The organism is Variovorax sp. P5_A3, from assembly GCF_056400665.1.
Window position 1 is genome coordinate 108,726 of record NZ_JBFUKW010000002.1, and the last position, 17,445, is coordinate 126,170.

The 17,445-nt window shown below is 62.9% G+C and carries 18 protein-coding genes; 9 read left to right on the forward strand and 9 right to left on the reverse strand.

Annotation, left to right across the window (positions count from 1 at the left end; translation table 11 throughout):
* Nucleotides 1-2: 2 nt before the first annotated feature.
* Genes AC1D3B_RS02635 through AC1D3B_RS02660 form a run of 6 tightly spaced genes read left to right on the forward strand, consistent with a single transcriptional unit; the run spans nt 3 to nt 6,442 of the window.
* Nucleotides 3-2,303, forward strand: coding sequence for a xanthine dehydrogenase family protein molybdopterin-binding subunit (locus AC1D3B_RS02635; RefSeq protein ID WP_478189107.1), 2,301 nt, complete (start codon nt 3-5; stop codon nt 2,301-2,303).
* Nucleotides 2,304-2,313: 10 nt separating this feature from the next.
* A complete protein-coding gene (locus AC1D3B_RS02640) occupies nt 2,314-3,141 on the forward strand; it encodes a CoxG family protein (RefSeq protein ID WP_478189108.1) in 828 nt (275 codons plus the stop codon).
* Nucleotides 3,141-4,004 (forward strand): FAD binding domain-containing protein, encoded by an 864-nt coding sequence (locus AC1D3B_RS02645; RefSeq protein ID WP_478189109.1) that lies wholly within the window; start codon nt 3,141-3,143, stop codon nt 4,002-4,004. Before AC1D3B_RS02640 ends, AC1D3B_RS02645 begins: the two co-directional genes overlap by 1 nt.
* Nucleotides 4,001-4,513: a (2Fe-2S)-binding protein gene (locus AC1D3B_RS02650; RefSeq protein ID WP_478189110.1), complete on the forward strand. Its 513-nt coding sequence runs from the start codon at nt 4,001-4,003 to the stop codon at nt 4,511-4,513. Before AC1D3B_RS02645 ends, AC1D3B_RS02650 begins: the two co-directional genes overlap by 4 nt.
* Nucleotides 4,510-5,730 (forward strand): FAD-dependent oxidoreductase, encoded by a 1,221-nt coding sequence (locus tag AC1D3B_RS02655; protein WP_478189111.1) that lies wholly within the window; start codon nt 4,510-4,512, stop codon nt 5,728-5,730. Before AC1D3B_RS02650 ends, AC1D3B_RS02655 begins: the two co-directional genes overlap by 4 nt.
* Nucleotide 5,731: 1 nt before the next feature.
* A complete protein-coding gene (locus tag AC1D3B_RS02660) occupies nt 5,732-6,442 on the forward strand; it encodes an isochorismatase family protein (RefSeq protein WP_478189112.1) in 711 nt (236 codons plus the stop codon).
* Between the two features lie 27 nt (nt 6,443-6,469).
* Here the strand turns inward: AC1D3B_RS02660 and AC1D3B_RS02665 are convergent, their stop codons facing one another.
* From AC1D3B_RS02665 to AC1D3B_RS02695, 7 genes are all read right to left on the reverse strand, one after another.
* Nucleotides 6,470-7,375 (reverse strand): LysR family transcriptional regulator, encoded by a 906-nt coding sequence (locus AC1D3B_RS02665; protein WP_478189113.1) that lies wholly within the window; start codon nt 7,373-7,375, stop codon nt 6,470-6,472.
* 81 nt (nt 7,376-7,456) lie between these two features.
* Nucleotides 7,457-8,908, reverse strand: coding sequence for an efflux transporter outer membrane subunit (locus AC1D3B_RS02670; protein ID WP_478189114.1), 1,452 nt, complete (start codon nt 8,906-8,908; stop codon nt 7,457-7,459).
* 4 nt (nt 8,909-8,912) lie between these two features.
* Complete coding sequence (locus AC1D3B_RS02675; protein ID WP_478189115.1) at nt 8,913-9,896, reverse strand: HlyD family secretion protein; 984 nt, start codon at nt 9,894-9,896, stop codon at nt 8,913-8,915.
* 20 nt (nt 9,897-9,916) lie between these two features.
* A complete protein-coding gene (locus AC1D3B_RS02680) occupies nt 9,917-10,129 on the reverse strand; it encodes a DUF1656 domain-containing protein (RefSeq protein WP_478189116.1) in 213 nt (70 codons plus the stop codon).
* A complete protein-coding gene (locus AC1D3B_RS02685; protein ID WP_478189117.1) occupies nt 10,126-12,144 on the reverse strand; it encodes an FUSC family protein in 2,019 nt (672 codons plus the stop codon). Before AC1D3B_RS02685 ends, AC1D3B_RS02680 begins: the two co-directional genes overlap by 4 nt.
* Complete coding sequence (locus tag AC1D3B_RS02690; protein WP_478189118.1) at nt 12,141-12,443, reverse strand: hypothetical protein; 303 nt, start codon at nt 12,441-12,443, stop codon at nt 12,141-12,143. Before AC1D3B_RS02690 ends, AC1D3B_RS02685 begins: the two co-directional genes overlap by 4 nt.
* Before the next feature lie 9 nt (nt 12,444-12,452).
* Nucleotides 12,453-12,710, reverse strand: coding sequence for a hypothetical protein (locus tag AC1D3B_RS02695; protein ID WP_478189119.1), 258 nt, complete (start codon nt 12,708-12,710; stop codon nt 12,453-12,455).
* Between the two features lie 107 nt (nt 12,711-12,817).
* On the opposite strand from AC1D3B_RS02695, the gene AC1D3B_RS02700 reads away from it, so the two are divergent.
* On the forward strand, nt 12,818-13,555 hold the full coding sequence (locus AC1D3B_RS02700; protein ID WP_478189120.1) for an AraC family transcriptional regulator: 738 nt from the start codon (nt 12,818-12,820) through the stop codon (nt 13,553-13,555).
* A 55-nt stretch (nt 13,556-13,610) separates the two neighbouring features.
* Here AC1D3B_RS02700 and AC1D3B_RS02705 read toward each other — a convergent pair whose 3' ends face one another.
* Together AC1D3B_RS02705 and AC1D3B_RS02710 are read right to left on the reverse strand one after the other, a co-directional pair.
* A complete protein-coding gene (locus tag AC1D3B_RS02705; RefSeq protein ID WP_478189121.1) occupies nt 13,611-14,390 on the reverse strand; it encodes an SDR family oxidoreductase in 780 nt (259 codons plus the stop codon).
* Between the two features lie 221 nt (nt 14,391-14,611).
* Nucleotides 14,612-15,757 (reverse strand): PrpF domain-containing protein, encoded by a 1,146-nt coding sequence (locus AC1D3B_RS02710; protein ID WP_478189122.1) that lies wholly within the window; start codon nt 15,755-15,757, stop codon nt 14,612-14,614.
* A gap of 187 nt (nt 15,758-15,944) precedes the next feature.
* On the opposite strand from AC1D3B_RS02710, the gene AC1D3B_RS02715 reads away from it, so the two are divergent.
* Both AC1D3B_RS02715 and AC1D3B_RS02720 read left to right on the forward strand, forming a co-directional pair.
* Nucleotides 15,945-16,301, forward strand: coding sequence for a Zn-ribbon domain-containing OB-fold protein (locus AC1D3B_RS02715; protein ID WP_478189123.1), 357 nt, complete (start codon nt 15,945-15,947; stop codon nt 16,299-16,301).
* Nucleotides 16,302-16,305: 4 nt separating this feature from the next.
* Complete coding sequence (locus tag AC1D3B_RS02720; protein WP_478189124.1) at nt 16,306-17,442, forward strand: thiolase family protein; 1,137 nt, start codon at nt 16,306-16,308, stop codon at nt 17,440-17,442.
* Nucleotides 17,443-17,445 lie beyond the last annotated feature (3 nt).

The following is a 17,445-nucleotide window of genomic DNA, read 5'->3' on the forward strand; positions in this document are numbered from 1 at the left end:
GTATGCACTCACATCCGAAACTTCCGCTCCATCAGGAGCCTCGTGCCGACTATCTCCAAAAGGTCACGGGTGCGGCGATCTTCGCCAGCGACGTGGAGGTGCCCGGCATGCTGCAAGGGAAGATCTTGCGCAGCACGGTGCCGCACGCGCGCATCCGCAGCATCGACACGAGCGCTGCTTTGGCCATGCCGGGTGTAGTTGCGGTCCTTACCGGGGCCGACATGAAGAATCTGCCCGGGACTACCAACCGGTGGGGCTTGTATCTGCGCGACCGCGAAGTGATTGCCATCGACAAAGTTCGCTATGTCGGGGATCCGGTCGCAGCGGTCGCGGCGATCGATGAGGTCACCGCCGAGGAGGCCATGGATGCCATCGTCGTCGACTATGAGCCGTTGCCTTTCGTGACAACGGCCAGGGAGGCGATGGCAGAAGGCGCAGAACTTGTCCATGAAGAGATGGAAAAACTGAAGGACTTCTATTTCCGCGGTGAAGCGAACCCTGTGGAAGGCACGAATATCTTCCAGCACTGGAAGTACAGCAGCGGGGACGTCGATCAGGCCTTTGTGGCGGCAGCCCGCGTTTTCGAAGACACCTTTACCTTTCCGATGGTGTTCCATTTCGCGATGGAGCCGCATGTCAGCATCGCGGATTGGAAGCCGCACGCACTGGAGATTTGGAGCGGCGGCCAAACGCCTACCGCCATCGCGCGGGTTTGCTCGGAAACGCTCGGCATTCCACTGGCATGCGTGCGCGTGCACTCGCCCTACATCGGCGGTGGCTTTGGAGGAAAGGCGTCGGTCAAGATTGATCCGCTCGTGGCGGCACTGTCCTGGAAGGCCCGTGCACCTGTGCGTGTTTGCCTGTCCATTGCCGAATCGATGCTGACCTGCAGACGCCTGGATGCCGAAATCACGCTCAAGACCGCGGTCGATGAAACTGGTCGGATCACGGCCAAGGCCATCAAAGCCGTACTGAACGGCGGAGCCTTTGCCGACACCGGCCCAGCGATTGCCATCAAAGCAGCCATTCGCGCCATCGGCCCGTACCACATTCCCAACCTACAGCTGGAGTCATACGGGGTCTACACCAACACGGTTCCGGGCGCGGCCTTCCGATCAATCGGGGGACCTCAGGCCGTCTGGGCGACAGAGTCCCAGATGGACATCATGGCGGACGCATTCGGCGTAGACCCGATCGAGTTCCGCATGTTCAACATGGCGGACAAGGGGCAGACCATCAAACCGGATCTGCGTCCCCTGGACGTGGATATGCGCAATTCCCTGCGCAAGGCTGTGGGGGCGCTTGAGGCGCTTCCCGCAATGACGGGGCAACAGCGTCGCGGCCGAGGCGTTGCAGTCGGCGTGAGTGATCCGGGCATCATGCCCATCGGCGGGGCCACGGTTCGCCTGCGCGCGGACGGCTCGATCAACGTATCGGCAAACTCGGTCGAAATCGGGCAAGGCAATCGAGGTGTCCTGCGGATCGTTGCGCAGAAGATGCTGCGCCAGCCACTGCGCATGATTTCAGTCTCGGAGCCGGACACCCTGCTCGCGCCGTACGACTGGGGGACTGGCGCCAGCCGATCGACAGTGATCATCGGCCTGGCCGTGCAGATGGCCTGCGAAGACATCTTGCGCCAGATCGGCGAGACGGCCGCAACCGTGCTCGGGGGCTCGCCTCAGGACTACCAACTCGAAGAGGGGCGAATCGAAGGGCCGGCCGGATCGATCTCCATCCTCGAATTGCTCAGGCGCTTCAATGGGATGAGCGCTGGCGAGTTCCTTGGTGTCGGGCGGGTGAATTCAGAGACGAAGAATGGCGCGTTCAAGCTGGCCCCTCTGTTCTGGGAAACCGGCGCCGGCGCCTGCGAAATCGAGGTGGACGAGGGCACTGGCGCGATCCGACTGGTCCGCGTCGGCGGCGCCGCAGACCTGGGTTACGTCATGAATCCCAAGGCCGCCGAAGGCCAGGACGAAGGCGCCATGGTGATGGGCCTGGGTCACACACTCTTCGAAGAATACGTGTACGAGGACGGGCAGGTCGTGAACGGCACCTTGTTCGACTACCGGGTGCCGACCATGGAGGACGTGCCGTTTCATGTGGGAACCGTACTGATCGAAAGCCTTGACGGACCAGGTCCGTTTGGCTCCCGCGGCGGTGGCGAAGGCGCCATCCTCCCAGTCGCCCCGGCCGTTGCCAATGCACTCTTCCAAGGCTGGGGGGTGCGAATCAAAGACCTACCACTCACACCCGAGCGAGTCTGGCGAGCGCTCAAAGCGGCCAAGGCAGCCAACGAAACCTAACGAGGACAACATGGATTTCAGGATTGACGCCACTCTCCCGGCATCGGCCGCCCAGCTCTGGGCCATCTTCTTCGATGTCCAACGCGTTGCTGGCTTGATTCCGGGCTGCGAGAACGTGACGGAGGTCGAGCCGCTCAAGCAATTCTCGGCTCTGATGAAACAAAAGATCGGCCCGTTCAAACTGGAGCTTCCGACCACCATCGTGCTTGGCGACTACACGCTGGAGCGCCACGTGGAGCTCAGTGCCACGGGGCGCGACAAGTTCACTGGAACGACCATCGATGTACGCATGAAGGTCAACCTCGATGAGAAGTCAAGCGACGGCGAGGTTGAGTGCACGCTGGGGATCGATGCGCAAATGCAGGTCGCCGGCCGACTCGCGTCGCTGGGTTACCCGGTCGTCAAGAAGCGCTCGGAAGAGCTCTTCGGCGAATTCGAGAGGCGGCTGCGCAATGAACTGGCAGGCTTCTCGGAGCCCGTGTCCTCAGACGGTGCCGCGCCTGTTGCTTCGATATCAACCGCCGCCCCGGCTGCCGCCGCGCCGGCGGAACGACCCACCTCGGGTGCACCGGTTGCGGCTCCAGCTCCATCGGCTGCGGTGCAAGCGGCTTCAATGTTGCATCCGCAACACGCGTACTCCTCCCAGCAGCATGCGCCGGCGTCCCGGGCTTCTCGTGGGGTTGAGCTGGTGCTGCAGTGGCCGCGCGTTGGCGTCAGCGTGGCGGTCGCATGCGTGGTCGCGTATGCGGCGACGGCCGCATTTCACCAATCACCAGGATGGTGGATCGTGGCCCCAATGCTGGGCGTCGCAGCCGGACTTGGACGGAGAGCCGACTGATGCGTCCAGCGCGCTTTGCGCTCCATCGGCCCACGAGCCTGCGCGAAGCGCTGGCGTTGAAGGCCGAGTTCGGAGATGCCGCCACTTTTCACGCCGGAGGGACCGAACTGCTGGTTGCCTTGAAGGCTCGGGTGCTGCAGTACGACCATGTCATCGACATCAAGCAAGTCGAAGAGCTGCGCGACATCCGCCTCCTCGACGACGGGACACTCAGCATCGGGTCGCTGTCCACGCATCACGTGATTGCCAATGATCCGCTCGTGCAGCAGCTGATTCCCGGCTACGCCCATCTCAGCGAGCATGTGGCCAACATCAGGGTTCGTGTCGCCGGGACCCTTGGCGGCGTACTTTGCTTCGCGGAACCACACGCCGACGCGCCGACGATGCTGTGCGCACTGGACGCCCGTATTGTTCTGGCCAGCACAACGGGTCAACGCACCATTTCCTCGAGAGAGTTTCACGTAGGTGAATTTGCAACGGCGCGCGAAGATGACGAGCTGCTCGTATCCATCGACGTGCCTCGACAGCTGCCGGGCGACAAATCCGCATATCGACCGTTTGGCCACACCGAGCGTCCCGCCGTCGGCGTGGCCGCAGTCTGGTCGCCGCAAGGGCCGCAGCGCCTGCGCCTGTGGGTCGGCGCCATCGTCGCTGTTCCCGGGCCGCTGTCGGGAGCGCAAGAAGCGGCCGAGAGTCTCCCGCCTGACGCGCCTTTCGAGGACGTATGGCAAGCCCTCGGGCCGGTGATCGCCGCGGACGCCGAGAAGATTGACGCGCATGACGATCTGCACGGTGGTGCCGACTACAAGAGGCATCTGATCACGGTCCTTGCTCAACGCGCCCTCGAGGAGTGCTTGAAATGAACCAAACAACTGGAACCTTTCCGCTTGTCCGCGTGGATATGTCGCTGAACGACACGGAACGGTCCGTCGAGATCGAGCCACGAGAACTCCTCATTGACGTGCTGAGAGAGCGCTTCCGAATGACGGGCACGAAGCGCTCCTGTGATGTACAGGTCTGCGGCGCATGCACTGTCTTGGTCGACGGAATGCCCACCTCAAGTTGCACGACGCTGTGCGCGGATGTCCACAACCGCCACGTCACGACGATCGAAGGCTTGGCGTATGAGGGAAGGCTGGATCCTGTTCAGCGCGCGTTCATCGCCCATGGCGCACTGCAATGCGGCTTCTGCACTCCCGGAATGATCCTGGCGGTGAAGTCGATGCTCTCGCTACACGAAAACCCGTCGGAAGAAACCATTCGTCATTTCCTACGCGGCAACATCTGCCGATGTACGGGATACGTAAAGATCCTCGAGGCCATCAAAGACCTCGTGCAGAACCCACTGAGCTTTGAACCGGAGAGAAAATGACTCAAGCTAAACAAAAGGGCAACAAGCCACACGTGATTATTGCCGGCGCAGGCATGGGTGGGCTGACCCTTGCCATTGCACTTCTGAAAAAGGGATGCGACGTCGATATCTACGAACAATCTCCTGAACTTCGAGAAGTAGGTGCGGGGCTCTGGATCTCGGCGAACGGCAGTCGCGTCATGGCGGATCTGGGTCTGAAGGAAGCGCTTCAGGCGATCAATCTAGCTCCCGAGGACCGCGTCATCCGTTTCTGGAAGACTGGAGAAGAACATTCCGTCTACATCCGGGACACTAACGATTCCAAGGTCGACCACACGCTGATCCAGGTGCTACGTGGCGAACTGCAACGCGTGCTCTACGAGGCTGTGATCAAACTCAAGCCGAATGCGGTCCATTTCGGTGCTCGCTCCTTGGGCGCCGAGACGGTCGGCGACCGCGCACGACTGTTGCTCGATAACGAGGCATTCGCTGAAGGCGATATTGTGGTCGGTTGCGACGGCGCACATTCTCGTGTGCGCCAGTCCCAGTTTGGCCCCTCCCCTGCGCGCTTCACAGGTGCGGTGGCCTGGCGCGGCTTGGCGCCGATGTCCAGTCTTAAACCTCAGCACAGGCGCGCCCTGGCGTCGACGTGGGTGGGACCGACGGCGCATGTAACTTGCTATCCGGTTCAACGCAATGGCGAGCAGTTCGTTAGCTTTTCGGCTCAGGTAGACAGCGAAGTTTGGCAGACCGAATCATGGTCCGAACGCGGCGAGCTTTCCGATGCGCTCAAGGACTTTGAAGGCTGGAACCAGGACATCCTTGACCTGTTCATTCACTCCGAGAATCTATTTCGGTGGGGCCTGTTTGTCCGTGATCCGCTCGAACGATGGTCCAAGGGACGCGTGACGTTGGTGGGCGATGCATGCCACTCGATGACGCCTTATCTGGGCATGGGCGTGAATGTCACGATGGAGGATGCTTACGTCCTGGCGCGGTGCCTGGAAGATCATCCGGACGACATCGAAAAAGCGCTTGAACGGTACGACACGGCGCGCGTTGAGCGCACGAACCTGACAAAGGCTAGATCGATGGAAATGCTGAAGATCTTCCACGACCCGGCCCTGAAGCGAATCGAGACTGCCCGGCCATACATTGAAAGGAACTGGGCCCCCGACGTCGTGCGTCAGCGCTACGATTGGCTGCTTGCCTATGACGCGACGACGGTGGAGGTCTGAAATGCTTGCTGCCACTGAAACCCGGCGCCGGCCATGGGACGGCGTCATCCCCGAGGAGGAGCAGGCCATCTATCGGAAGACCGGCTGGGGGACGCCGACCGGACTTGGCAAGCGACCGGCGCTGCTGGTGATCGACGTGCAATATCGCTCAATGGGTGATGCACCCATGCCAATCGAAGAGGCGATCACGACGCTGCCAACCAGCTGCGGTGAATATGGCTGGCGCGCCGTGCCCCACATCGCGAAACTCCTGGCGACATTCAGGGACATGAGAGCCCCGGTCCTCTATCCCTATGTTGCGCCCAAGGGGCCCCAGAACCGAGGTCAATTCGAACTGAAAGTGCCTGGCGTCATGGGTATCCCGAAGCACGGCTACGACTTCGTTGCCGAGGTTGCGCCCGCTCAGGCAGACATCCTGATTCCCAAGTTTCAGGCCAGTGCTTTTCATGGCACTCCCCTGACCAGTCATCTGATCGGCTTGGGAGTGGATACCGTCATCGTCACTGGCTGCACAACGAGCGGCTGCGTGCGTGCGACGGTCATCGATGCGTGCGCCCTGAACTTCAAGGTGGTTGTGCCTGAGGATGCCGTGTATGACAGGTCACAGACGTCGCATGCCGTGAATCTGTTCGACATGGCAAGCAAGTATGCCGATGTCATGCCCACGGAGAATCTAGTTCGCGCTCTGCGCAGCGCTCTGAATAGAGCGTGAACAGGGCGGCGTTGCCTGCCATCGCCCCTAGGGCAGGTCGTTGGACGCGCCGCCGCGCATGCGAACCTCAAGCAATTCCAGTAGTGCACGCAGGGCTGCACTGTTGTGCCGGCGCTGCGTGTACGCCGCGTAGAGCCAGATGTCACGTGGCATGAATTCCCTGAGCACCGGGACCAGGCTGCCGCGTTCTATGTACGGCTGAGCCAGTTGCACCGGCACGCATACAGCGCCGATGCCGGCGAGTGCCGCAGCGACGAGTGTGCTTGAGTCGTTTGCATCCATACGTCCGTAGATCGGAAGGTTGTATGGCATGCCGTCAACTTCGAACGGAAGGTGCGGTGCGCCCGGCGCCAGCGAGTAGGTGAGCACGTCGTGCCTTCGCATGTCTTCAGGTGTTGTAGGTATGCCGCGCCTGGTCCAGTAACCGGGTGTGGCGCAAAGCGCAAGTTCCACCCGTTGAAGGCGGCGCACGATGAGGTTTTCGTCGCCGATACGGCCGAACCTCAACGCAATGTCGATGCCTTCCTCCACGAGATCGATGACACGATTGTCGATCTGTAGGTCGATGTGAACATCCGGGTAAAGAGTCAGGAACTCGCTCAGCAGGCTCGGGAAGTCAGTTTGCACGAGCCCGTGAAGCCCCGCCACGCGCAGACGGCCGCTTGGGCGTGAGCCATGCGCCTGCAATTCGCTCTGCGTCGACTCGACCATCTCCATCAGCGGTGCGCTGCGAAGCTGGAGCAGCCTTCCAGCATCGGTCAATGTTACCGACCGTGTTGAGCGGTTCATGAGCCGTACGTTGAAGCGCGCTTCAAGCGTCGCGACATGCTTGCTTGCGCTGGCCTTGGAGATTCCCAGCTTGCACGCTGCGCGCGAGAAGCTGCCGGCGTTGGCGACCTCCAAGAAGGTCTTCAGAAGATTAAACCCGTCCATCAGTCATCCCGGCCCGCTTGGATTTGCGCAGAGGATTTTCCGTCTGTCCCATATATCTCTGGAGAAATGCGCAGGCGTGCGCTAGTGCGCGGCATTCACGAGGACTTCATCGACTTCCCAGCCACCTCCCAGCGCCATGAATACGGCGACTTGATCCTCTGCCAACAGGGCAGCGGACGTTGCCAGAGCGGCTTCGCTGGCTGCCAGGGTGCGCTCTGCATCCAATGCTTCCAGCTGAGCGGTCTTACCGTTGACATAGAGGGTGCGCGCCTGCCGGGCGACGATGGCACTTTGATCTCGCGCGGCCGAGAGCGCAGCATGACGTTCCAGCTCGTGTGCGTAGACATCGAGCGCCGTTTCCACCTCGCGCAGTGCCGTCAGTACGATCCCGTCGAAGCGGGCAGCGGCAACCCGGGTGGCCGCCTCGGCCTGCGCGATGCGAGCGCGGGCAACGCCGGTATTGGGTAGCGTCCAGTTGATCAGCGGACCCAGGCTGTAGCTGAGCGTTTCCCTATTTCCAAATCTTGCCAAGAAGCCCCCCGAGCTGGCCGAGAGGCCCAGCGACACCTTGGGGTAGAGGTCGGCTGTTGCTACGCCGATACGGGCCGTGGCAGCGGCCAGGCTGCGTTCGGCCTGCCGAACGTCGGGCCGCCGGCGCAAAAGGGCTGTGCCGTCTCCGACCGGAAGCAGTCCCGCCAAGCGCGGCGGCTGCTCGCACGTGGCCACTGCTGCGGGGAAGTCGCGAGGTGCTGCGCCGGTCAGAGTTGCCAACCGGTACAACGCACCTTGGCGTTGGGCACGAAGCGGCGGCAACGCCGCGCGCAGTTGTTCCAACTGGCCTTGCGCACGTGCAACGTCGATTTTCCCCACCTTGCCCGCTTGCTGGAGCCGCTCGGAGAGCAGGATCGCCTCTTCTTGAAGACGGACCGATGCCTGCGCTGCGCGCAAGCGATAGCCGCTTGAGCATGCCTGGGCATAGGCATGCGCCACGCCGCTGGCCACGCTCACACGTACAAGGTCCAACGCCGCCTGCGCGGCGCCGGTGCCAGCCTCAGCCGCTTCGATGGCCCGCCGCAGTTGACCGAACAGGTCCAGTTGATACGACAAGGACACACCCGCGCTGTATGTACCGCGGCTGGACGGTTGGTAGTCGCTCTGCAGGAGGCTCAAGCCCGACACATGCCCGAAGCCAGGGCCACCGCTGACCGCAACCGCTGGCCTCTCATGTCCGTGCACCTCGGCCTCCATCGCCTGGTCGCGCTCCAAGTTGGCAACGGCCTGGCGCAAGTCGGTGTTGTGTTCCAGCGCCTGCGTCACCAATGCGTCCAACTGCCGGTCGTTGTAGAGCCTCCACCAGTGCGGCGGCAGAGTCGCTTCCGCCGCATAGCCGTCGGCAGATTGGAATGTGCCCGCGGAGGCAGCTTGCGTGAGAGAGAGGGGGGCGGGGGCCACATAGTCCGGCCCAACGGGTCGGTGGGCACAGCCGGCGAGCAGTGCGCTTGCGGCCGTGGCGGCGGCCAGGAGTCGGTACACGGCGTTATCCACGGCTTTGTGGAGTCCGCGCCGTGGCATCCGTGGTCCGGGCAGTCTCGAGTATTTCCACGGTGACCGTCTGGCCTGCTACCAAACGGGTGCCCGAGGACGTCTGATCGAGCTTCACGCGCACGGGTACGCGCTGCGCAAGCCGCACCCAGTTGAACGTGGGATTGACGCTGGGAAGCAGGTTGGCGCTGGTGCTGCGGTCACGGTCAGCGATCCCGGCGGCGATGCTTTCGACGGTGCCCTCGAGCGCCGCGGCTCCCATGGGCGTGACGCGCACGCGGTCGCCATGGTGAATCCGAGCCAACTTGTTTTCCTCGAAATAGCCTTCGACATAGATGGAACCCGCGTCAACCAACGCCATCACGGGGTGGCCAGCGCTCGCATAGGCGCCCTGGCGCAGGTCGAGATTGGTCACGAGCCCAGCGGTGGGTGCGCGCACCTGGGTGCGTTCCAGGTTCAACGTCGAGGTGTTCAACGCGACCTGCGCCTGTCGCAATGCTGCTTCGGCAGCTTGAAGTGCGCTTTTGGCCTGGTCAACCTTCAGGCGCGACTGCTCGCGAGCTTCCAGCGAGATCAAATCGCCCAGGTCGGAATTACGCTGGCTCTCGCGCTGCGCCTGAGCGAGTGTGATGCGCTGGTTGCTGATCGCGATGCGCTGCGTCGCGACGGCGGCCTGGGCCTGATCCACAGCCAGGTCGAAGCGGGCTTTGTCCACCGAGAACAGCAAGGCGCCAGCGGCAACGGACTGGTTGTCGTGCACCGCCACATTCGCGACCATGCCAGACACGTCAGGCGCGACTTGCACGACATTGGCCCGCACGCGTCCGTTTCGTGTCCACGGGGCGAGTTCATAGTGGTCCCATAAGCGCCAGCCCGCCCAGCCGGCTGCGGCCACCATCAGCACGGTGATCAACAGACGAATGACGGAACGGGCAAGACGGGAAGTCCAGAGGGGCAAGGGGAGGGCGTCAGATTTCATGGGTTGAAGCGGTCCGGATTTCAGGACGAGGCGGCGGTTGCGCCGGTGAGAGAAGCCAAGGCGCAGAGCACCAGAACGTACAGCGCAAGGTCAAACAGGGCGGGGTGCCAGATCCATCGGTAGGCACCGACGATGGCCAGCAGGCGGCGCGTTGCCCAGGAGCACGGCAGCGCGCCGGCTGCCAGAAGCAAAAGCCAGGGCAACTGCACGCCAAAAAAGTTGACTTCGATCATGGCTGGAGCGCGGGGGGAGCGGCTGGAAAGAGGTTGCGTCGAAGGCCCGCAAGCGCCGCGACGGCAGGCCGCTCGGCGCCCGCCGTCAGGGCGTCAAGCAACAGCCGATCGATATGCGGCAGCAGCGACGCATGACGCGGCGGCGCTCCTGCCACATGGGCGCGGAAGATGAGGGCCAATTCCCTGAAGAGGTGACTGACGGGTTCTTCCGCAAGGCGCCCGCGATGCCGCTGCAGCGCAGCGATGTCTGTCCCCAGGCGCAGTTCGCGAAGCGCGCGGTGTGCTGCGATCTGGACCTCTTCGGGACCGTCGGGCGCGACGCGCGGCGCCAACAGCGCCATCCTGTCGAGCATGCGCGAGCCAAAGGCGTCTCGGGCGGATGCGTCCTGCGGATGGGCGGCCAGAGCGGCAAGGTCGTGCCATGTCGCACGTCGTATGCGCTTGGCCGTCCAGTCACGCCCCACGCTGCGCATGAGAGCGGTGATGCGGGCCGCGATCACCGCACCCACGAACAGGGCCATGTTGGAACTGATGAAACTCACCCAATCGGCGGTGGCCGTATCTTGAAGGGCGAGCGTTCCGGCGATACCGAAGAACATGCCAAGGGCCGGCAAGGAACTGGCCGGTCGTGCCATGTAGCACCCGACCACCAAAAACACAGGCGCGATGCACACCACCAGCATGCCAAAGTCATGGGCCAGCGGCATGACCCCCAGGACATAAAAAGCCGACACGGGCAACGACCACAACAGCGCCGTGATGAACTTGTGCATGGCAGGCACGGGATCGTCCATGGTGGCGAAGAAGCTGCAAAAGACGGCAGCGCCCATGGCCATGGCGGATCCCGAGGGCCAGCCCGTCGCGATCCACAGGGCACACGATAGGCAGGTGCCTGACACCGCAGTGATCGCCGACCGCAGCGCGAGCCCTCTGTCCAGGTGAAGCACCCTGCGACCCAAAGCTGCGGTGCTCCGCAACTCCACCGGGTTCCCGGCAATGCCAGCGTCGATATCGCTGCGCAACGTGGTGCAGGCCTCCCAGTGCGCGACTATGTCCTCCAGGCGGGTTGCCAGATCAATCCGCAGTGCGCGGATCCAGGGTGAAGCGGCCGGACCGTCCGCGATGGCGCGAAAGGCGGCGCGCGCTTCTTCCACTTCCGCGTTCGTCGCGCTCGGGGCCAGCCAGCCCGAATGCTGCGCGAAGGTCGAGCCGATGTCATCCGGCACACCGCCTGTGCCGGTGCACAGCGCTTGCAGGCAATCCTCCACCGCCGAGAGCTCCGGGGTGAGGGCGGTGATACGGTCTTGCAGGGCGTCGATGGCGTTCCCGCTCCAGCGCAGATCGGTGTCAAAGGGCACGTGCGTGGACAGCAGACGCAGTTGTGTGATGTCCAGGGCCAGCCGCTGGCGGTCCGCCGCCATTCGAGCGCGCTTGGCTTCGATCGGTGTCTCGCGCAGCACATCGGTGAGCCATTGCCGCGCATCGCCAAGTGCGCGATCCATCACGCCAAGCAGGGACGGGCCCAGGCCGGCAGGAAGCACGATGCCGTGGACCAAGCTGGCGCACAGGATGCCCAGCCCGATTTCAGTGACCCGTGCGACGGCCGTGTCGAACATCGCCGCGGGCGCTTCTACCAGGGGGAAGCCGATCAAAGCGGCTGAGTAGCCAGCCAGCATGAAGACGTATGAACGCGCGCTTCGGTCCAGCAGCGAAACATAAAGGCACAGTCCCACCCACAGCGCCAAGGCCAGCGACAGGAGTTCCGGGGACCCGGACAGCGAGGGGACGAGCACCACGGTCGCTGCGCACGCCAGCAAGGTGCCCAGAAAGCGGTAGACAGCCTTGGAGCGCACATGGCTGGCCAGAGGGTGGGCCACGATGTAGGCGGTCATCATGGCCCAGAAGGGCCGGGGTAGTCCGAAGCGGCTCGACAGGTAGAGCGCAAGCATGGCGGCGACGAAGCTCTTGAGAGAAAAGAGCAACTCCTGCCGAGAGAAACGCGGCAGTGCGATCATGCTGCGCCCCGAGAAATCGCACGTGCGTGCCTGCATGCGAAACGCGCACGCAAACCGCAGGCGGTGATGCTGGCAAAATCGCGAAGCCATGGATGAGCGGGGCCGACCAGCGGTGCCAGTTCCTGTGCCGGAGTCGTTGGACACCGCAGCGCGCCGAAGCGCTGAGAGATCGATTGCGAGAGTGCTTCACGGGCGGTTTTGCATGTCCGGCGAATCGCGCCGATCAGCACGGGGCCGATGAGAAGAATGAACAGTGGCTGGGCCGAAACCGTCTCACTCTTATTGCGAATCATTTTCATGCAACGATGCTAATGATCGGCACACACGCCGAGAATTGCAAAGTTGGACGAATGACTTCTCTTTTCGGTCATCGCTGAGAAGGCGTGTCCCGGCAACGATGAGGAGCCTGCATCGACGCGGAATGACGCCTGAAGCGAGCCTTGCCCGTCATCACGGCCGAGGGACAGGCGCTGCAGCGTGGCGGCGGTGCCTTCGGATCGGCCACTGGAAGAGCGGTCCACCTGCGCCACTTGGCCGATCTCAACCGCTTTGAACAGAGCACGCATTCCAATGCAGGAACAAGCCCGATGGCGGGAGCAACACCAACTTTCTCATTATGCGAAGCGCAGAATTCGGCGAGCCAGGTCTGGACTACGAACCGTCAGTACCCGTGATGGCACTGCGCGTCGATGTGGCGGCGCGCGAGCGAGAGATCCCTGTGCACGAACACCGCTCCGGCCAGCTCGTGATCGCACTGCGCGGTGCCGTCTCCTGCGAGGTGCCCGGTGCCCTGTGGATGGTCCCGCCCCAGGCGGGCGTGTGGATTCCGGGCGGCACGCCGCACAGCAATCGAGGAACGGCGAACGCGCAGATCTTCTACCTCTTCGTCGAACCTAGCGCTGCTCCATTGCCGGATCGTTGCTGCACCTTGCGCATCAGCCCGATGCTCAGCGAGATGATTCAGTACCTCGCGGGCTTGCCGCCTTTGTACGAAGCAGGCGGACCGACCGATCGACTGGCGCAGGTACTGCTTGACCAGCTTTGCGCGATGCCCACGGAAGAAATGTTCCTGCCGATGCCTGAGGACGCAAAGCTTAGAAAGATCTCAACGGCGATGATGCGCGATCCCTCCGATCGCAGGACCCAGACGAACTGGGCAAGCGAACTGGGTATGAGCGATCGAACGTTGAATCGACTGTGCACCTCGCTGACAGGCCTGAGCTTTGGCCGCTGGCGACGCCAGTTGCAGATGATCGTGGCGCTTCGCGAGCTGTCCGGTGGCGCGACCGTCCAGCAAGTCGCCTATGACCTGGGCTATGAGTCACCCTCTGCCTTCAATACGATGTTCAAGAAGGCTTTTGGAAAGCCACCCGCCACCTATATCAATGACCGCTTTCGGGTCGGTGGATGACAGGCGATCTCAGGTCAGCGCGTCGCCGACACCGGCGGCCATCCCGTAGACACGCTCATCTGTAGGCTCGGGCGTGGGTCACACCACCGTCCACCACCAGGGTAGCGCCCATCACGTAGTCACCTGCACGCGACGCCAGGAAGATCGCCGCGCCCGCGATGTCCTCTGAAGTGCCGATGCGTCTGGCGGGTATGTATTCGGACAGTTCGTCGCCGCGGTCGCGCGCGTTGCGGTTCATCTCGGATGGAAACGCACCAGGAGCAATGGCGCTGACCGCGATATTGTCCTGCGCCAGGCGCAGCGCCATCCGCCGGGTAAGGTGGATCAAGCCCGCCTTGCTGGCGACGTAGGAGTAATTCTCCTGGGGATTGAGCGCGATGCCATCCGTGGAGGCGATGTTGATGATCTTTCCCACACGCTCCTTGGCCGCGGTGCGCAGCGGCTCGGACAGCGCCTTCGTCAAGAAGAAGGGTGTCTTCATGTTGAGATCGACCACCTTGTCCCAGCCGCTTTCGGGGAAAGCATCGAAGTCCTCTCCCCAGGCGGCGCCGGCGTTGTTGACCAGGATGTCCAGGGTCGCTTCATGCTGCGCGTAGGCAGCGGCCAGGGCCTGGCAGCCGGCGACCGTGGAGACGTCGTGGGGCAGCGAGACGCAATGGCCGTTCTTCGACAGTTCTGAAGCCGCCAGATCGCATGCCGCGGCCTTGCGCGCGCTGATGTAGACGCGTGCGCCTTGCGCCAAAAATCCCTCGGCGATCATGCGACCAATACCCCGTGAGCCGCCGGTGACGAGCGCGGTGCGGCCCTGCAAAGAAAAAAGATCTGGCGTCATCATTGCGATGCCCGGGCCGCGGTGTTTTTGCGCATGTGAAATATCTCCTGTCTGACTTCTGGGCGCCAATGGACATACTGGCCTTGCTGGAAAATGACATGGGAGCGCTGGCGCAGCGCAGGCGGCGTTTGCCCCGGGCCGGCCCATCGGCGTCGCGCCAGGCTCGTGACCACATGCCCTGTGCGCCACCGTCTTCAGAACGGCCGCGTCGGCAGTTCGGTGGATCAGCCCACCTCGAGAAGGGCCCGCCTCACGTAGGCGGTGCCATCCAGCAGCCGCCGAGCGGTGCGAGTGAAGTGCACTTCTCGGACCGTCCACTCATCGTCGGCGGTGCGAGCCACGTTCGCAAAGATTCCGATCACACCGCTCGGATGACCGATACGGATGCGCGTGGGATCGGCGTGACTGCCTCGCGCTTCAGCGGGGATCGTCCCTGCGATCTGTGCTGCCACGGAAAGGCAGACCGAGCCCCCGCCTGGAAAAGCCTTGTGCATCGCGCCGCCATTGAGAACCATGCGCGCAACAAAGTCGATCTCCGACGACTTGACGATTCGGTCGCCGCCGATGGTTCGGTAGTCCTGCGCTTCGCCGATGAGGATCTGGTAGGGCGTGAGGGTTCCTGACGCTGGCAGGTTGCAACGATCGGCGGCCCAGCGCCTGACTTCCTCGGCCATTTCGTAGATATCGGGACTGAGCTGACCGGGAAGCTCCGTGCCGGTGACGCCCAGATCCGTCGCGCGGATGAACACACACGCCGTGCCCACATCGACAATCGAGACGGGTATCTCACGGCCGAGTTTTGAGACGTAGACCGAATCACGTGCCTGCCCGGTGGGCAGCAATCTGCCGGTGGTGGCGCCGCTGGTACCGGAGTAGTCCAACGCGACTTCGGCGCCTTTGGCGGGCACCCCATCCACTTCGGTGTCGCCTTCCACGCGCGGCTCGCCGTGGGCACATTGCACCACCATGCGCAGAATCTTGCCGGTGTTGGTGTTGTGCACTCGCACCGTGGTGGCGGGCTCCTGCACGGGAATCAATCGCTCCTGCAGTGCGTAGACCCCGGTGGCCGATGAAATGTTGCCGCAGACGATCTCGAAGCTCACGTTGGGCTGATCGATTCCGATCTGCACAAAGGTGTAGTCGATGTCTGCGTCAGGTCGTGACGGCGGACCAATGATTGCGCATTTGCTCGTGAGAATGTCGGCGCCGCCGAGCCCGTCGATCTGACGCACGTCCGGGCTGCCGAACAGGGCCAGAAGGAAGCGCTGAAGTGCTTCGGGGTCTGCTGGCACGTCTCGTTGCGCGAGAAAGACGGCCTTGCTTGTGCCACCGCGCATCAAGGTGACCGGAACGCGTATTTGTTCTTTCATTCATTCAGTATGCGCGTGCGCACGGCGGTCGTCCTTGCAGTTCGGCTGCTCTCGCTTTAGCAGGACTACACGCTTGACACTCTTTAGAAAGGCTAAAGAGTGAGCAGCACAAATCCAATGACTGGACGGGCCTGGGTCACCACACTTCCTGTTGCCGTGGCAATCGCCACCCGAACAGGAGACACCTTTGAAGATCATCAAGCGAGCGGGATCCCATTTCCGTGAAACCACCGGCGGCATGGTGCTCATCGCCACCCAAGTGGCTGGGCATCCTCCGCAATTTCCCCCGATCGAGTTCACCCACAGCGAGCAGAAGCTGGAAGAAGTCGAACTCGGACCGACGGGCTCCCTCTACAGCTTCACGATTGTTCACCCCGGCAAGGACAAGCCGCCTTACGGGTTGGCGATGGTCGACTTCGAGCCCGGTGTCCGCGCATTCGGTCGGCTCGTGTTCGATGCGCAGCCGCCCGCACTCGAAACCCGCTTGCGGGTGGTGCCGTTCGCGTTGCCGGATGGCACACCCGACTACGCCTTCCAGGAGTGACGACATGAAGCAACCAATGATCACCGGCGTGGGAATCACGGACTTCGGCCGCTTTCAGGAGCTGACCGAAGAGGCCATGGCGCAGTCGGCCATTCTTGACGCTTTGCAAGATGCCGGCACGCAGCTTTCGGAGGTGCAAGCGTTCTACTGCGGCAACGCGCTCGGAGCCATGTTGCCGGGACAACGTGCACTGCGTGAACTGCACGTGAACGGCGGAGCAGTCTACAACGTGGACAACGCCTGTTCCAGCGGGGCGACTGCGTTGAATCTCGCATTGCAGGCACTCAAGGTCGGGCAGTACGACACCGTCTTGGTGTTTGGCATGGATCATCTCAGCAGCCTCGGCGGCGGTCCTTTGCAGCTGAGTCAGAAGGATTGGAACAACAGGCGCGGCATGATCATGCCCGCCTTGTACGCCATGCGCGCGAAGCGCTACATGCATGACCATGGTCTCAAGCTTGAGACATTGGCGGACATCTCCGTGAAGAACCGAAAGCACGGTGTTCTGAATCCCATTGCAAAGTTTGCGCAACTGGCGACCCGCGAGGAGATTCTTGCTTCGCGCCCGGTGGCCGATCCGCTCACGCTGCTGCAGTGCTGTCCCGCGGTGGTCGATGGTGCGGCGGCCCTCGTGCTGACGACCAAGCCCTCCAAGGGCGTTGCAAGACCGGTTCAGGTCCTGGCGTCCGTGGTCCAGTCCGGCTTGTTCGAAACCACGCCGGTCGATATGACGGAGGCCGAGATCACGGCGCGCGCCGCCAAGCTGGCTTACGAGCAGGCTGGCATCGGGCCGCAGGATCTCAGTCTGCTGGAAGTGCACGACGCGTTCACGATTTCCGAGTTGCTCTACTACGAGGCGCTGGGTCTTTGCGATCGTGGCGACGCGGCTGGATTGCTGCAAAGCGGCGCGACCGCCCTGGGCGGGCGGGTGCCTGTAAACCCGAGTGGCGGTCTCATCGCCAAGGGGCATCCCCCCGGTGCGACCGGTGTCGCGCAGATCGTGGAGGTCTGCGAGCAGCTGCAAGGCCGAGCGGGTGCTCGGCAAGTACAGGGGGCGCGAATCGGCCTCACGCAGGTGACCGGCGGCGGGATCTGGGGCGTGGATCACGCCGCCTGCGCCATCAATATCCTCTCGCTCTGATGG

Excerpts from the sequence above, each read along its gene's own strand:
- AC1D3B_RS02635 (WP_478189107.1), top strand. The coding sequence starts at position 3 with ATGCACTCACATCCGAAACTTCCGCTCCATCAGGAGCCTCGTGCCGAC.
- AC1D3B_RS02640 (WP_478189108.1), top strand. The coding sequence starts at position 2,314 with ATGGATTTCAGGATTGACGCCACTCTCCCGGCATCGGCCGCCCAGCTC.
- AC1D3B_RS02645 (WP_478189109.1), top strand. The coding sequence starts at position 3,141 with ATGCGTCCAGCGCGCTTTGCGCTCCATCGGCCCACGAGCCTGCGCGAA.
- AC1D3B_RS02650 (WP_478189110.1), top strand. The coding sequence starts at position 4,001 with ATGAACCAAACAACTGGAACCTTTCCGCTTGTCCGCGTGGATATGTCG.
- AC1D3B_RS02655 (WP_478189111.1), top strand. The coding sequence starts at position 4,510 with ATGACTCAAGCTAAACAAAAGGGCAACAAGCCACACGTGATTATTGCC.
- AC1D3B_RS02660 (WP_478189112.1), top strand. The coding sequence starts at position 5,732 with ATGCTTGCTGCCACTGAAACCCGGCGCCGGCCATGGGACGGCGTCATC.
- AC1D3B_RS02665 (WP_478189113.1), bottom strand. The coding sequence starts at position 7,375 with ATGGACGGGTTTAATCTTCTGAAGACCTTCTTGGAGGTCGCCAACGCC.
- AC1D3B_RS02675 (WP_478189115.1), bottom strand. The coding sequence starts at position 9,896 with ATGAAATCTGACGCCCTCCCCTTGCCCCTCTGGACTTCCCGTCTTGCC.
- AC1D3B_RS02680 (WP_478189116.1), bottom strand. The coding sequence starts at position 10,129 with ATGATCGAAGTCAACTTTTTTGGCGTGCAGTTGCCCTGGCTTTTGCTT.
- AC1D3B_RS02685 (WP_478189117.1), bottom strand. The coding sequence starts at position 12,144 with ATGATCGCACTGCCGCGTTTCTCTCGGCAGGAGTTGCTCTTTTCTCTC.
- AC1D3B_RS02690 (WP_478189118.1), bottom strand. The coding sequence starts at position 12,443 with ATGAAAATGATTCGCAATAAGAGTGAGACGGTTTCGGCCCAGCCACTG.
- AC1D3B_RS02695 (WP_478189119.1), bottom strand. The coding sequence starts at position 12,710 with ATGCGTGCTCTGTTCAAAGCGGTTGAGATCGGCCAAGTGGCGCAGGTG.
- AC1D3B_RS02700 (WP_478189120.1), top strand. The coding sequence starts at position 12,818 with ATGGCACTGCGCGTCGATGTGGCGGCGCGCGAGCGAGAGATCCCTGTG.
- AC1D3B_RS02705 (WP_478189121.1), bottom strand. The coding sequence starts at position 14,390 with ATGATGACGCCAGATCTTTTTTCTTTGCAGGGCCGCACCGCGCTCGTC.
- AC1D3B_RS02710 (WP_478189122.1), bottom strand. The coding sequence starts at position 15,757 with ATGAAAGAACAAATACGCGTTCCGGTCACCTTGATGCGCGGTGGCACA.
- AC1D3B_RS02720 (WP_478189124.1), top strand. The coding sequence starts at position 16,306 with ATGAAGCAACCAATGATCACCGGCGTGGGAATCACGGACTTCGGCCGC.